We start from the raw sequence: 12,308 nt of genomic DNA, 5'->3' as shown, positions 1-12,308 counted from the left end.
GGAGAGGTGGGGGGTCGAGTTCAGCAGGCCGAACACGGCGTGGACCGTGACGCGGGCCTGGTCCTCGGGCAGGTGGGGGAACGCCTCCCGCGCCACCTCCACCCACAGCTCCACGTACTGCCGCTGCAACTGCCGCACCCGCTTGCGGTCCGCGTCGGGCAGCCGGTCGAGCTCGCGGTCGTGCAACGTGATCAGCGCCCGGTCGTCCAGCGCGAAGTCGATGTGCCCGGCGATCAGCGCGTCCAGCGCCTCGGCCGGGGGCAGCCCCGCCGCGCGCGCCTCGGTGACCCGCCGGCGCCCCCCGTCCCGCAGCCTGCTGCTGATGCCCACCAGCAGCTCGGTCAGCATCGCGTCCTTCCCTGCGAAGTGCCGGTACAGGGCGGGCCCGCTGATGCCCACGGCCGCCCCTATCTCGTCCACGCCCACGCCGTGGAATCCGCGCTCGGCGAAGAGCCGGGACGCCTCGCGCAGGATCTGGTCTCGGCGGGTCGGGGAGGTGGCGTGCGTGGTCATGAGACCCCATTGTAGACACGGCGGTTAGCGAACGTTAACCTGCCCTCATGGGCCAGGCAGCACCGACGTTGACCAGCACCGCCGATCCGGCGTCCGCCGCGTACCGCGCCAATGAGGCGGCCCACCGCGAGCTGGCCGCCACCCTCCGGGAGAAGCTGGCCGCCGCGCGGCTCGGCGGCGGCGAGCGGTCGCGCGCCCGGCACACCGCCCGCGGCAAGCTGCTGCCGCGCGACCGCGTGGACACGCTGCTCGACCCCGGCTCGCCCTTCCTCGAACTCGCGCCGCTGGCCGCCGACGGCCTCTACGGCGGCGGGGCCCCGGCCGCCGGGGTCATCGCGGGGATCGGGCGGGTCAGCGGCCGGGAGACGCTCGTCGTGGCGAACGACGCGACGGTCAAGGGCGGCACCTACTACCCGATGACCGTGAAGAAGCACCTGCGCGCCCAGGAGGTGGCGCTGGAGAACCGCCTGCCGTGCGTCTACCTGGTGGACTCGGGCGGCGCGTTCCTGCCGATGCAGGACGAGGTGTTCCCCGACCGCGACCACTTCGGCCGGATCTTCTACAACCAGGCCCGCCTCTCCGCCGCCCGCATCCCGCAGATCGCCGCGGTCCTCGGTTCCTGCACGGCCGGGGGCGCCTACGTTCCCGCGATGAGCGACGAGGCGGTCATCGTGCGCGGCCAGGGCACGATCTTCCTGGGCGGCCCGCCGCTGGTGAAGGCCGCCACCGGCGAGGTGGTCACCGCGGAGGAGCTGGGCGGCGGGGAGGTCCACGCGCGGGTCTCCGGCGTCACCGACCACCTGGCCGAGGACGACACCCACGCGCTGGGTATCGTCCGTTCCATCGTGGCGACGCTGCCCGAGCGCGGCCCGCTGCCCTGGGCCGTCACGGCGGCCGAGGAGCCCGCCGTCGACCCGGCCGGGCTCTACGGCGCGGTGCCGGTGGACTCGCGCACCGCCTACGACGTGCGTGAGGTGATCGCCCGGCTGGTGGACGGCTCGCGGTTCCAGGAGTTCAAGGCCGAGTTCGGCGCCACCCTGGTCACCGGCTTCGCCCGCATCCACGGTCACCCGGTCGGCGTCCTCGCCAACAACGGGATCCTCTTCTCCGAGTCCGCCCAGAAGGGCGCGCACTTCGTGGAGCTGTGCGACCAGCGGGGCATCCCGCTGCTCTTCCTCCAGAACATCTCGGGCTTCATGGTCGGCCGCGCCTACGAGGCGGGCGGCATCGCCAAGCACGGCGCCAAGATGGTGACGGCCGTGGCCTGCGCCCGCGTCCCCAAGCTGACCGTCGTCATCGGCGGCTCCTACGGCGCGGGGAACTACTCGATGTGCGGCCGGGCCTACTCGCCCCGCTTCCTGTGGATGTGGCCCAACGCCAAGATCTCCGTGATGGGCGGCGAGCAGGCCGCCGCCGTGCTGGCCACCGTCAAGCGCGACCAGATGGCGGCGGGCGGCGAGGAGTGGGAGGCGGCGGAGGAGGAGGCGTTCAAGGCGCCGATCCGCGAGCGGTACGCGGCCCAGGGCGACGCGTACTACGCCACCGCCCGGCTGTGGGACGACGGCGTGATCGACCCGCTCCAGACCCGCACCGTGCTCGGCCTCGCCCTGACCGCCTGCGCCAACGCGCCGCTGCCCGAGACCGCCTACGGCGTCTTCCGGATGTGAGGGGGTTCGACCTTCCGTGTTCGAAACCGTGCTCGTCGCCAACCGGGGAGAGATCGCCGTCCGCGTGATCCGCACCCTGCGCCGCCTCGGCATCGCCTCGGTCGCCGTCTACAGCGACGCCGACGCCGGGGCGCGCCACGTGGCCGAGGCCGACCGGGCGGTGCGCATCGGCCCCGCCCCGGCCGCGCGGAGCTATCTGTCGGCCGAACGGTTGCTCGAAGCGGCCGAACGCGCCGGCGCGCAGGCCGTGCACCCCGGCTACGGATTCCTCGCCGAGAACGCCGCGTTCGCCCGCGCCGTCACCGGCGCGGGCCTGGCGTTCATCGGCCCGCCCGCCGCGGCGATCGAGGCGATGGGCGACAAGATCCGCGCCAAGGAGACGGTGAGCGCCGTCGGCGTTCCCGTGGTGCCGGGCGCGCACGGCGAGGACCTGGCCGAGGCGGCCCTGGCACTCGGCCTGCCGGTGCTGCTCAAGCCCTCGGCGGGGGGCGGCGGCAAGGGCATGCGGCTGGTGCGGGACGCGGCGCGCCTGGAGGAGGAGATCGCCGCCGCGCGGCGCGGCGCGCTGGCCGCGTTCGGCGACGGCACCCTGCTGGCCGAGCGCTGGGTCGAACGTCCCCGGCACATCGAGATCCAGGTGCTGGCGGACGCGCACGGGGCCGTGGTCCACCTCGGCGAGCGCGAGTGCTCCCTCCAGCGCCGCCACCAGAAGATCGTCGAGGAGGCGCCCAGCCCGCTGCTCGACGAGGCCACCCGCGCGGCCATGGGCGCGGCGGCGGTGCGCGCGGCCGAGGCGTGCGGGTACCGCGGGGCGGGCACGGTCGAGTTCATCGTGCCGGGGGACGACCCGGGCAGCCACTACTTCATGGAGATGAACACCCGGCTCCAGGTGGAGCACCCGGTCACCGAGCTGGTCACGGGGCTCGACCTGGTCGAGTGGCAGGTGCGGGTGGCGGCGGGCGAGCCGCTGCCGTTCTCCCAGGCCGACATCGCCGTCACCGGGCACGCCGTGGAGGCCCGCGTCTGCGCGGAGACGGCCAGGCCCGCGGCCGAGGGCACGGGCGTGGACTTCCTGCCGTCGGCCGGCACGGTCGTGCTGCTGCGCGAGCCGGAGGGGGACGGCGTCCGCGTGGACTCCGGGCTCGCCGAGGGCACCGGCGTCACCACCGACTACGACCCGATGCTGGCCAAGGTGATCGCCCACGGCCCCGACCGCCCCACCGCGCTGCGCCGCCTGCGCGCCGCCCTGGCCCGCACCACCGTCCTCGGCGTGGACACCAACACCGCCTTCCTGCGGCGCCTGCTGGCCCATCCCGCGGTGGAGTCCGGCGACCTGGACACCGGCCTCGTGGACGGCGCGGCGGCCGGGCTCCTGCCCCCGGGGGTCCCGGACGAGGTGTACGCGGCGGTCGCGTTGTTGCGCCAGGCGGCGCTCGAACCATCGCGCGCGCCGGGGGAGTGGACGGACCCGTTCTCCGTTCCCTCGGGCTGGCGCCTGGGCGGCGAGCCGGCCTGGACCGTTCACCGGCTGCGCGTGCCGGGCCAGGACCCCGTCACCGTCCGGGTGCGGCCCGGGGAGGTGCGCCTGGGCGAGGACGGCGAGCCGGTGCCCGCCCGGCTGCTGCCCGCGGGCGGCGGAGGCGCGATCCTCGCCGAGTACGCCGGGGGCGCCCACCGCTTCGCCCACGCCGCCGTCGAGGGCGGCCACTGGCTCGGCCGCGACGGCGACGCCTGGCACGTCCACGGCCACGACCCCGTGGCCGCGGCGGGCCCCGGCTCCGCGGCCGGGGCCGAGACGCTCACCGCGCCCATGCCCGGCACCGTCACCGTCGTCAAAGCCGCCGTGGGGGACGTGGTGAGCGCCGGGCAGAGCCTGCTGGTCGTGGAGGCGATGAAGATGGAGCACGTCATCGCCGCCCCGCACGACGGCACGGTCACCGAGCTCGGCGTGAGCGTCGGCTCCACCGTCGCCATGGACCAGGTCCTCGCCCAGGTCACCCCGAAGGAGCCGTGATGACCCCCACCCCGGCCGAAGGGCTCCCCGCCCGGGTCCGCATCCACGAGGTCGGCCCGCGCGACGGGCTCCAGAACGAGAAGGCGCTCGTCCCCGTAGCGGTCAAAGCGGAGTTCGTCCACCGCCTGGCCGCCGCCGGGCTCACCATGATCGAGGCCACCAGCTTCGTCCACCCCCGCTGGGTCCCGCAGCTCGCCGACGCCGAGGAGCTCTACCCCCTGCTGCGCGACCTCGGCGGCGTGCGGCTGCCCGTCCTGGTCCCCAACGAGCGCGGCCTCGACCGCGCGCTGGCCCTCGGCGCCCGCGAGGTGGCCGTCTTCGCCAGCGTCACCGAGTCGTTCGCGCAGGCCAACCTCAACCGCACGGTCGACGAGTCGCTGGCCATGTTCACCCCGGTCGTGGCGCGCGCCCTGGACGCGGGGGTGCCCGTGCGCGGGTACCTGTCGATGTGCTTCGGCGACCCCTGGGAGGGGGCCGTCCCCGTCGCGCGGGTGGTCGACGTCGCCCGCCGCCTGGCCGACCTCGGCTGCGCCGAGCTCAGCCTCGGCGACACCATCGGGGTCGCCACCCCGGGCCAGGTCGCCGAGGTGCTGACCGCCCTCACCGGCGCGGGCCTGCCGGTCGGCTCCCTCGCCGTCCACTTCCACGACACCTACGGCCAGGCCCTTTCCAACACCCTGACCGCGCTCCGCCACGGCGTCACCACCGTCGACGCCTCGGCGGGCGGTCTGGGCGGCTGCCCGTTCGCCCGAAGCGCCACGGGCAACCTCGCCACGGAGGACCTGCTCTGGATGCTCGACGGCCTGGGCATCGAGACCGGCGTCGACCTGCGCCGGCTCGCCGAGACCAGCGTGTGGCTCGCCGGACACCTCGGCCGCCCCAGCCCGTCCCGGACCGTATCAGCCCTCTCCCACAAGGAGCCCTGACGATGTCCCTGGACCACCGCCTCACCCCCGAGCACGAGGAACTGCGCCGCACCGTCCAGGAGTTCGCCCAGGATGTGGTGGCGCCGAAGATCGGCGCGTTCTACGAACGCCACGAGTTCCCGTACGAGATCGTCCGCGAGATGGGCCGCATGGGCCTGTTCGGGCTGCCGTTCCCCGAGGAGTACGGCGGCATGGGCGGGGACTACCTCGCGCTCTGCGTGGCCCTCGAGGAACTGGCCCGCGTCGACTCCTCGGTGGCCATCACCCTGGAGGCGGGGGTCTCGCTCGGCGCGATGCCGATCTTCCGGTTCGGCACCGAGGAGCAGAAGCGCCGCTGGCTGCCGCGCCTGTGCACCGGCGAGGCGCTGGGCGCGTTCGGCCTCACCGAGCCAGACTGCGGCACGGACGCGGGCGGCACCCGCACCACCGCGGTCAGGGACGGCGACGCGTGGGTCGTCAACGGCACCAAGAGCTTCATCACCAACTCCGGCACCGACATCACCGCGCTGATCACGGTGACGGCCGTCACCGGGCGCGAGGAGGACGGCTCCCCGCGGATCTCCACGCTGATCGTTCCCGCCCGCTCCCCGGGCCTGACCGTGGCGCCGCAGTACTCCAAGGTCGGCTGGAACGCGTCCGACACCCGCGAGCTCTCCTTCGCCGACGTCCGCGTCCCCGCTGAGAACCTGCTGGGCGAGGAGGGCCGCGGATACGCGCAGTTCCTGCGGATCCTCGACGAGGGCCGCATCGCCATCGCCGCCCTGGCCACCGGCCTCGCGCAGGGCTGCGTGGACGAGTCCACCGCCTACGCCCGCACCCGCACGGCCTTCGGCCGCCCCATCGGCGCCAACCAGGCCATCCAGTTCAAGCTGGCCGACATGGAGGCCCGCGCCCACACCGCCCGCACCGCCTGGCGGGACGCGGCCTCCCGCCTCATGGCCGGGGAGCCGTTCAAGAAGGCCGCGGCCATCGCCAAGCTGCACTCCTCGGACGTGGCCGTGGTCAACGCCCGCGAGGCCACCCAGATCCACGGCGGCAACGGCTTCATGAACGAGTACCCGGTGGCCCGCATGTGGCGCGACGCCAAGATCCTGGAGATCGGCGAGGGCACCAGCGAGGTGCAACGGATGCTGATCGCCCGGGAGCTGGGCGTCGGATAGCACCTGGGGGCGCCCGGGTGGCATCCGGCCGCGCCGGAGGTCGCGCCCCGTTTGGCGGGGTGATGCGACACGCCCGTGCCCGATATCGGGCACGATTGTTGCGAAAAGGGTCGGGGCTCCTCAGTATCAGAGGGTGCTCGAACGCCGTACGCTCCACGACGACCTCGTGGACCACCTGGTGCGCAGCACCCCGCTGGCGCGGGGTGAGGCGGCCCGGGTGGTCCTGGACGTGCTGGCGTACTTCGACGAGACCGCCGAGGAGTTCGTCCGCAGGCGGCACCGGGAGCTGCGCTCCCAGGGGCTGACCAACGCGGCGATCTTCCAGCGGATCGCGGACGAGCTGCCGCACCGCGCGGTGGCGCCGCCCGAACTGTCGCTGCGGCAGCTGCGGCGGATCATCTACGGCTGACGTCGGCGCGGCGGACGGCTGACCCGGCAAGCGTACGACCAGGTGGAGGAACATCTATGTGTGGAATCGTCGGATATATCGGCAAACGGGATGTGGCGCCCCTCCTGCTGGAGGGCCTTCAGCGCCTGGAGTACCGGGGGTACGACTCCGCGGGCATCGCCATTCACAGCAGCGGCAAGGGCGGCGGGCTCAAGACGGTGAAGAACGCGGGCCGCGTCCGCGATCTCGAAGGCAAGGTACCCGCCCGTTTCGCCGGCACCGGCGGCATCGCCCACACGCGCTGGGCCACCCATGGCGCGCCGAACGACACCAACGCCCACCCCCACCTGGACGCGCTCGGCAAGGTCGCCGTCGTGCACAACGGCATCATCGACAACTCCGCCGACCTGCGCGCCAGGCTGTCCGCGGACGGCGTCGAGCTGGCCTCCGACACCGACACCGAGGTGCTCGCCCACCTCGTCGCCCGCGCCCGGCCCGAGAAGCTGGAGGACAAGGTCCGCGAGGCCCTGCGGTACATCGAGGGCACCTACGGCATCGCCGTCCTGCACGCCGACTTCCCCGACCGCATCGTGGTCGCCCGCAACGGCTCGCCCGTGGTCCTCGGCATCGGCGAGAAGGAGATGTTCGTCGCCTCCGACGTGGCCGCGCTGATCAGCCACACCCGCCAGGTGATCACCCTGGACGACGGCGAGATGGCCACCCTCAAGGCGGACGACTACCGCACCTACACCACCGACGGCAGCCGCACCGCGGCCTCCCCCACCACCGTGGACTGGGAGGCCGAGAGCTACGACATGGGCGGCCACGACACCTACATGCACAAGGAGATCGCCGAGCAGGCGGACGCGGTCGACCGGGTGCTGCGCGGCAGGATCGACGACCGCTTCGCCACCGTCAGGCTCGGCGGGCTCAACCTGGACGCCAGGGCCGCCCGCGGCGTGCGCCGGGTGAAGATCCTCGGCTGCGGCTCGGCGTACCACGCGGGCCTGATCGGCGCCCAGATGATCGAGGAGCTGGCCCGCATCCCGGCCGACGCGGAGCCGGCCAGCGAGTTCCGCTACCGCAACGCCGTGGTGGACCCCGACACCCTGTACATCGCCACCAGCCAGTCCGGCGAGACCTACGACACCCTGGCCGCCGTCCAGGAGCTCAAGCGCAAGGGCGCCATGGTGCTGGGCGTGGTGAACGTCGTCGGCTCGGCCATCGCGCGGGAGACCGACGGCGGGGTGTACGTGCACGCCGGGCCCGAGGTGTGCGTGGTGTCCACCAAGTGCTTCACCAACACCGCCGTCGCCTTCGCCCTGCTCGCCCTCCACCTCGGCCGCATCCGGGACCTGTCCGTCGCGGACGGCAAGCGGATCATCGAGGGGCTGCGCAGGCTGCCCGAGCAGATCGGCGAGATCCTGCGGGAGGAGGACCGCATCGCGAAGGTGGCGAAGGAGTTCGCGGAGGCCAAGAGCCTCATGTTCGTCGGCCGAGTCCGCGGCTTCCCGGTCGCCAGGGAGGCGTCCCTGAAGCTCAAGGAGGTCTCCTACATCCACGCCGAGGCGTACCCGGCCTCCGAGCTCAAGCACGGCCCGCTCGCGCTGATCGAGCCCGCGGTGCCCACCGTCGCGATCGTCCCGACCGACGAGCTGCTGGACAAGAACCGCGCCACCCTGGAGGAGATCAAGGCCCGCAGCGGCCGGATCCTGGCCGTCGCCCACGAGGAGCAGCCCAAGGCCGACGACACGATCGTGGTCCCGCGCAACGAGCCCGAGCTCGACCCGGTGCTCATGGGGATCCCGCTCCAGCTGCTCGCCTACCACACGGCCCTGGCGCTGGGCCGGGACATCGACAAGCCGCGAAACCTCGCCAAGTCCGTCACGGTCGAGTAGCCCGCCGCCCGCACCCTCGCGGCCCCCGCCCCCCCCCGGGGGCGTTCCCGGCCCTCCTGGGGCGCTCCACGGCGCACGGCGGCCCCCGGGGGTACGTGCCACCAAACGCACGCCCGGGGGCCGCCATATGCGCCGGCGTCGCCCATTACGCCGGCGGGGAGAAGCCGCCGTCGGGTCCGTCACCTCCCGACCAGCGGCCCTAGCCTTTGTCGATGTCCCCTTTATGCCCATCACAAACGCACAATCCACCCCCGCCGGCCGATGAATTTGGTGAAGGGGCCGTGAGCAACGGGCCGGGTCGCGCGGCCCCCGTGTGCGCCTCGCCCCCGTCCTCCCGTCAGCCACGCATGCCACACAGGCTTCCGGCATATGCCGGAAGCCTATGTTGGCCGGTTTCTTGCGGCGTCTTCCCCGCGGCGCCGCCCCGGCGGGTGCCCGGGGTGACGACGGCGGGGCTCAGGGGATGACGACGACCGGGCGCTGGGCCCGGCGCGCCAGGCGGCCCGAGACCGAGCCGAAGACGCGGCTGAGGAGGCCCTGCGTCGTGCCGACGACAATGGCGTCGGCCTCGTACTCCCGGCCGACCTCCTCCAGTTCGTGGCAGATGTCGCCGCCGCGCTCCAGCAGGACCCAGGGCACGTCCGAGAGGTGCTCGGCGCAGGCCAGCTCCAGGCCGAGTACCTCCGTGCGGTGATCCGGCACATCGACCAGCGCCGGCGGCTCGCAGCCCGCCCAGACGGTGGTCGGCAGCCGGTTGGCGACATGCACGATGATCAGCCCGGATCCGGAGCGCCGGGCCATGCCGACGGCATAGGCCAGGGCGCGTTCACTCGATGTGGAGCCGTCGAAGCCGACGACCACACCGTGCTGGAAGGCCGGGTCGCACGATGCGCATCCGTCATCCGCCGGGTCGGGCGTGGACGATGGATCGGCGACTCTCCGGCGATCCGCTGGTTCGGAAAACTCGTATCCAGCCATCGGTGCCTCAGCGGTGGGTCAGTGAGGAAACCTCGTGAGTGTGTCGGTGGTGGGGATGGACCATGAAGGAGCGGGGGAGATCTCTCGCGCTTCCACTGGTGCCACCTCCAGGGTACGGCGTCGGGTGCCTCGTTCCCAGAGACCGTGTGTACAACCCCTGAAACCATGCGCCGGCGCCGTGGCCGTGCAGCATGCCCTACCCACATCGGGCAGCGCAATGCTTTCGGACACATTGCGACACGAGTGCTGGCGCAGCGTGAGCGCCGCGCCGGTCCCCCGCGTTCCCTTCTTGGCGCCGGTCCGGCGTGGCCGACGAGCAGCGGCTGATCGCTGTCGGTGTTCGCCGGGTTACGGCACTCGCGTGGCCGGGCGCCCGGGGCGTACGCCGCGGGCGCGGCGGCGCAGTCGTGCTGACAGCTTTTATTTTCAGCCAACTTCACCCCACCAGAACCGTGTTGCTCACGCACCCCGCCAACACCTCCTGTATACCGGCGGGATGAGCCGCGCGTCCCTCTCGGGCGCGCGGGGGGCGAGCGGTGGGATGAGGCCCACTTCCCCCAACTGCTCCTACGTGTAACGCTTCCTGATCGACTGCTTCGCGCCACGTTGTCATGTCGATATAGCGCCGAGTGATGAACTTGTCCCGCCAACCTCATCCGACGCAGTAGATTCGATCTTGGCAATCACGTCGGGGGACATGTGCAGGACCGAGAGGATGCGACGACCGAGGGAACTGAGGAGCATGAGCCAGGACCCAACGCACGGCCCCGAGCCCGCCGTCAGGCTGGCTGCCCGACGCCGCCGCGAAGTCGTCGCGGTGTTGCTGTTCAGCGGCAGTCCGATGTTCGAAAGCTCCATCCCGTTGTCCGTCTTCGGTGTGGACCGCCAGGATGCCGGGGTGCCGCGTTACCGTCTCCTCGCCTGCGCGGGCGAGGAGGGACCGCTGCGCACCACCGGCGGCCTTGAGCTGCGCGCCCCCTATGGCCTGGGGGCCGTGGCCCGCGCCGGCACCGTCATCGTCCCGGCCTGGCGGTCGATCACCGGGCCGCCGCCGGCCGCCGCGCTGGCCGCGCTGCGGCGCGCGCACAGCGAGGGCGCCCGGATCGTCGGCCTGTGCACGGGGGCGTTCGCCCTGGGCGCGGCCGGGCTGCTGGACGGGCGGCCCGCCACCACGCACTGGATGTACGCCCCGACACTCGCCAAGCGCTACCCGTCGGTCCATGTGGACCCCAGGGAGCTCTTCGTGGACGACGGGGACATCCTGACCTCGGCCGGGACCGCGGCCGGGATCGACCTGTGCCTGCACATCGTCCGCCAGGACCACGGCCCCGAGGCGGCCGCGGCGCTGGCCCGCCGCCTGGTGCTGCCGCCCCGCAGGGGGAACGGCGCCGACGCCGGGGCGGGCCGGCACCTCGACCGCTCTTTACCGGAGGACATCGGCGCCGATCCGCTGGCCGAGGTGGTGGCCTGGGCGCTGGAGCACCTGCACGAGCAGTTCGACGTGGAGACCCTGGCGGCACGCGCCTACATGAGCAGGCGGACCTTCGACCGCCGCTTCAGGGGGCTGACCGGGAGCGCTCCCCTCCAGTGGCTGATCACGCAGCGCGTCCTCCAGGCGCAGCGGCTGCTCGAGGTCTCCGAGTACTCGGTGGACGAGGTCGCGGGCCGCTGCGGCTTCCGCTCCCCGGTGGCCCTGCGGGGTCACTTCAGGCGGCAGCTCGGTGCCTCGCCGGCGGCGTACCGGGCCGCCTACCGGGCCAGACAGCAGGACGCGCCGGATCGGGCCAAGCCGGTCGGGGACGGCTTCTCGCCACGGCTCCCCGGCCAGCGGGGCCGTCCCGCACCGTAGCGGGGGGTGCGGGACAGTCGCGCTGCGCGACGTAAGGTTGTTCGCATGAACGATCGCATGGTGTGGATCGACTGCGAGATGACCGGTCTCTCGCTGGCCGACGACGCGCTCATCGAGGTGGCCGCGCTGGTGACCGACTCGGAGCTCAATGTGCTGGGCGACGGGGTGGACATCGTGATCCGTCCTCCGGAGGAGGCGCTGGCGACCATGCCGGAGGTGGTGAGGAGCATGCATACCGCCTCCGGTCTGCTGGACGAGCTGGCCGGTGGCACCACGCTGGCCGAGGCGGAGCGGCTCGTTCTCGACCATGTGCGGGAACACGCCCCCGAGGCGGGCAAGACCCCCCTCTGCGGGAACTCGATCGGCACCGACCGCGGCTTCCTCGCCCGGGACATGCCGATGCTGGAGTCGCACCTGCACTACCGCGTGATCGACGTCTCCTCGGTCAAGGAGCTGGCCCGGCGCTGGTACCCCAGGGTCTACTTCAACAGCCCGCAGAAGTCCGGTAATCACCGCGCGCTGGCCGACATCAAGGAGTCCATCGCGGAGCTGCGCTACTACCGCGAGGCGGTCTTCGTCCCCCTCCCGGGGCCCGACTCCGACGCCGCCAAGCGGATCGCCGCGCAGCACGTGGTGCTCTGACGCGGCGCCGCCGCCCTCCCCGGGAACCGCGGCGCGGCCATGCCCGGCGACCCTGTACACTCATAGCCGGTCGGCAAGGCCGGTCATGGTGGGTGTAGCTCAGTTGGTAGAGCACCTGGTTGTGGTCCAGGTGGCCGCGGGTTCAAGTCCCGTCACTCACCCCAGTCGATCAAGGCCCGACGCGCGGTCGCGCGTCGGGCCTTTTCGCCGTCCTCAGCCGGGGATCGGGGGCGGGGACGACCAGTTGCCCGAGGGCCAGGGTGAGGAGGCGGG

10 protein-coding genes and 1 tRNA gene are annotated in these 12,308 nt (G+C 72.9%); 9 read left to right on the top strand and 2 right to left on the bottom strand.

Annotation, left to right across the window (positions count from 1 at the left end; translation table 11 throughout):
* Positions 1–513 (bottom strand): TetR/AcrR family transcriptional regulator (locus ADY01_RS24660; RefSeq protein ID WP_049577874.1); only part of this gene is annotated, 513 nt, incomplete at its 3' end.
* A 47-nt stretch (positions 514–560) separates the two neighbouring features.
* Here ADY01_RS24660 and ADY01_RS24655 point away from each other — a divergent pair.
* From ADY01_RS24655 to glmS, 6 genes are all read left to right on the top strand, one after another.
* Complete coding sequence (locus ADY01_RS24655; protein WP_049577871.1) at positions 561–2,180, top strand: carboxyl transferase domain-containing protein; 1,620 nt, start codon at positions 561–563, stop codon at positions 2,178–2,180.
* A gap of 16 nt (positions 2,181–2,196) precedes the next feature.
* On the top strand, positions 2,197–4,194 hold the full coding sequence (locus ADY01_RS24650; protein ID WP_049577868.1) for an acetyl/propionyl/methylcrotonyl-CoA carboxylase subunit alpha: 1,998 nt from the start codon (positions 2,197–2,199) through the stop codon (positions 4,192–4,194).
* Entirely contained in the window at positions 4,194–5,120 is a 927-nt protein-coding gene (locus ADY01_RS24645) for a hydroxymethylglutaryl-CoA lyase (protein WP_049577865.1), read from the top strand. Before ADY01_RS24650 ends, ADY01_RS24645 begins: the two co-directional genes overlap by 1 nt.
* Positions 5,121–5,122: 2 nt before the next feature.
* Positions 5,123–6,280 (top strand): acyl-CoA dehydrogenase family protein, encoded by a 1,158-nt coding sequence (locus ADY01_RS24640; RefSeq protein ID WP_049577863.1) that lies wholly within the window; start codon positions 5,123–5,125, stop codon positions 6,278–6,280.
* Positions 6,281–6,413: 133 nt separating this feature from the next.
* A complete protein-coding gene (locus ADY01_RS24635) occupies positions 6,414–6,689 on the top strand; it encodes a hypothetical protein (RefSeq protein ID WP_049577860.1) in 276 nt (91 codons plus the stop codon).
* Between the two features lie 56 nt (positions 6,690–6,745).
* Positions 6,746–8,566, top strand: coding sequence for a glutamine--fructose-6-phosphate transaminase (isomerizing) (gene glmS, locus ADY01_RS24630; protein ID WP_049577857.1), 1,821 nt, complete (start codon positions 6,746–6,748; stop codon positions 8,564–8,566).
* Between the two features lie 456 nt (positions 8,567–9,022).
* On the opposite strand, the gene ADY01_RS24625 is transcribed toward glmS, so the two are convergent.
* Positions 9,023–9,544 carry a universal stress protein gene (locus tag ADY01_RS24625; protein ID WP_049577854.1) on the bottom strand — a complete coding sequence of 174 codons (522 nt, stop codon included), beginning with the start codon at positions 9,542–9,544 and terminating at the stop codon, positions 9,023–9,025.
* 742 nt (positions 9,545–10,286) lie between these two features.
* On the opposite strand from ADY01_RS24625, the gene ADY01_RS24620 reads away from it, so the two are divergent.
* The 3 genes from ADY01_RS24620 (at position 10,287) to ADY01_RS24610 (ending at position 12,199) form a co-directional block, all read left to right on the top strand.
* A complete protein-coding gene (locus tag ADY01_RS24620) occupies positions 10,287–11,393 on the top strand; it encodes a GlxA family transcriptional regulator (protein ID WP_049577851.1) in 1,107 nt (368 codons plus the stop codon).
* Between the two features lie 45 nt (positions 11,394–11,438).
* Entirely contained in the window at positions 11,439–12,035 is a 597-nt protein-coding gene (orn, locus tag ADY01_RS24615) for an oligoribonuclease (RefSeq protein ID WP_049577849.1), read from the top strand.
* Between the two features lie 88 nt (positions 12,036–12,123).
* Positions 12,124–12,199, top strand: a tRNA-His gene (locus ADY01_RS24610).
* Positions 12,200–12,308 lie beyond the last annotated feature (109 nt).

Origin of the sequence: Streptomyces sp. SBT349 (assembly GCF_001083795.1) — a bacterium.
GTDB lineage: Bacteria > Actinomycetota > Actinomycetes > Streptomycetales > Streptomycetaceae > Streptomyces.
The sequence above is the reverse complement of the archived record's forward strand: the minus strand, read 5'-3'. Positions and strand labels throughout refer to the sequence as shown.